Origin of the sequence: Actinomadura sp. 7K534 (genome assembly GCF_004348575.1) — a bacterium.
In the GTDB taxonomy this organism is placed as follows: domain Bacteria; phylum Actinomycetota; class Actinomycetes; order Streptosporangiales; family Streptosporangiaceae; genus Spirillospora; species Spirillospora livida.
In genome coordinates this window covers 1-2,140 of sequence record NZ_SMKB01000444.1, presented here as the reverse complement: position 1 = coordinate 2,140, position 2,140 = coordinate 1, and the positions used below count along the sequence as shown (strand labels likewise).

3 protein-coding genes are annotated in these 2,140 nt (G+C 67.4%); all 3 read right to left on the bottom strand.

Annotated elements, in window-relative coordinates; genetic code table 11:
- Positions 1-80 precede the first annotated feature (80 nt).
- Complete coding sequence (locus tag E1266_RS36955; RefSeq protein WP_132055194.1) at positions 81-722, bottom strand: hypothetical protein; 642 nt, start codon at positions 720-722, stop codon at positions 81-83.
- 7 nt (positions 723-729) lie between these two features.
- A complete protein-coding gene (locus E1266_RS36950; protein ID WP_132055192.1) occupies positions 730-1,041 on the bottom strand; it encodes a hypothetical protein in 312 nt (103 codons plus the stop codon).
- Positions 1,042-1,174: 133 nt separating this feature from the next.
- The gene (locus tag E1266_RS36945; protein ID WP_132055190.1) at positions 1,175-2,014 is read right to left on the bottom strand and encodes a hypothetical protein; all 840 of its coding nucleotides are present in this window, start codon (positions 2,012-2,014) and stop codon (positions 1,175-1,177) included.
- Between the last annotated feature and the right edge of the window lie 126 nt (positions 2,015-2,140).

Here is a 2,140-nt window from a genome sequence, read left to right as displayed (position 1 = left end):
GGGGACGATGGTGTGCGGGGTGGCCGGGCATGTAAGTGCTCGTTTCGTCGGGTTGCAGGTGTTGAGCCCTGGGCGTGGAGTCAGGTTTGCGTTGTCGATTTCCGCTGGGGCGGAGGGGCGAGTCCGTCGCGGAGTTGGGTGATGGTGATGCCGCTCCACGAGCTCAGGGCGTCGAGGAGCTTATGGGCGTCGTGTTGTAGGGCACGGCGGGTTGGTTCGGCTGTGGATGGGAGCCGGGCCGCGATGCTGGTGTAGGTCTGGGCGGCCTGGTTGGCGTGGGTGACTGTGCCCAGGTCGGTGGCTGTGGGCGGGAACGGTGGCGCTGGTGCGAGGTGCGTGGCCGCTTCGGCGTAGACGAACGGGACCCCTGGCACGTCGATGAGGAAGTGTGTCTGGTCGTCTGGGGCGAGGTTCTTCCAGCCGATGATGGTGCCGCAGCGGCCGGATTGCCGGGTGAGTCGTACCTGGTCGCCGAGTGTGTAGGTGGGCTGGTCGGCGTTCTCTTCGGCGTGGATTGCGCGGCCGGCGCTGACGGCGTTGGAGAAGGCGATGCCGTAGTGGTTGGCGTAGTGCTCCAGGTCGCAGATCAGGGCCGCTAGGAGCGCTTCAGTGTGGATCCTGTCGTGTTGCAGCAGTGAGGGTTCTCCGGAGAAGGCGACCTGTTCGTACGCCCTTAGGGCGTGAGCGGCGCGGGTGACCGGCCTGGTGGTGGCATGTTTCATGGGCCGCTTACCTCAGTGCGGCGTGGACGTGGCCGGCGTGGTGGACGGCTTTGAGGCAGGCCACTCGGTCGGCGGGGTCGGTGGTTTTGGAGGCGACGTTGAGGATGGCTTCGGTGACCTCCAGCACGAGGGTGGCGATGGCGGTGGCGAGTTCTTCGGTCTCGGTGTTGGGCATGGGGGCTTGGGGCCAGGCGAGGGTGGGTGCTTCGGTGAGGGCCCACCAGGCGTCGGTGGCTTCGGTGAGCGCGGTTTGGCAGGCGTCCTCGGGGGCGTTCTGGGCTAGGACGGTGGTGGCGTCGCCGATCAGTTCCAGTCCCATGAAGGCGGCTGCGAGGAGCGCGGGGAGTGAGTCGGCGGACTTGATCTGCCGGGTGGCGTGGTTGAAGAGGTGTTTCAGCGGAACCTCCGGGTGTCGCTGTCCAGCCTGGACCGGTGGTCGGGGACGTGGGCTGTCATCGGCCGGGGCCGGGGCGCCGAGCTGCAGGGGTGGCTGGACGATGCTCGGAGGTGTTCTGTGGGGCTGGGAGTTGATCGGTAAGCCCTTCGGCGAGCGGTGTGGGGAAGGCTTGCGCGGCGAGCTGCGCCGGGCTGAGCGGCTTATCCGGGGCCGGCTGTTGCGCGTCCGTTGATAGATGGGGTGCGACCTCGGCGAGGAGGAGGTCGGTGACGTTGTGCTTTTCCATGTCGTTCCAGGCCACGAGGGCGTCCAGCAGGGCTCTCTGATCGTTGAGGTCGTCTTGGTGTGGTCGGAGGCCTTGGATGTCGGCTTGGCCGATCCGCCTCATGGTCTGGATGAGAAGTTCCTCGGCGTGTAGCGGGTCGTTGATGAGGCCTTGGGTTGTGGTGGTGGCGGGGAAGGGCGGGGCCGGTGTCAGGTCGGCTGCGATGACCTTCTGGTTGTGGGTTTGGCCGAGGAAGTGGACGTAGTACTCGGTGGGGCCGTCGTTGGGGACGAGGAGGCCGGTGACGCTGCCTCGGGTTGGGTGGCCCAGCAGGATCGCTTCGTCTGCGGCCGGGCCGTCGAGTTGGACGGTGGAGCCGATGGCGTAGACGTCGGGGCTGTTGCTTTCGCTGAGGTGGTGGCCGTGGGCTTGGGCGAGGATGTCGTTGAATTCCAGGCCGCGGTGCTGGGCGTAGTGCATGAGGTCGATCAGTAGATCGCCGAGGAGTTCGCGGGCGTGGGCGTCGTTGCCGCGGTGGTCGAGGTGTTCGGTTTCCTCGAAGAGCGCTTGGAAGGCGTCCAGGGCTGCGGCTCCGAACTGGGCGAACTCTTCGGCGCCGGCTTCGGCCATGCAACCTCCATCAGGTCGGCTGGGGGCGGCGGGTGTGAGGGTCAGGGGCGGTGCTTGCGCGGCTGTCGCGGTGCGTCCGGCGCGGGCCTGGTCGATGGCCCGCTGTCATTGGGGCTGGGGCTGGGC

Bases quoted from the DNA above. Each gene is read 5' to 3' on its own strand.
- E1266_RS36955 (WP_132055194.1), bottom strand. From the start codon at position 722: ATGAAACATGCCACCACCAGGCCGGTCACCCGCGCCGCTCACGCCCTA.
- E1266_RS36950 (WP_132055192.1), bottom strand. From the start codon at position 1,041: ATGGGACTGGAACTGATCGGCGACGCCACCACCGTCCTAGCCCAGAAC.
- E1266_RS36945 (WP_132055190.1), bottom strand. From the start codon at position 2,014: ATGGCCGAAGCCGGCGCCGAAGAGTTCGCCCAGTTCGGAGCCGCAGCC.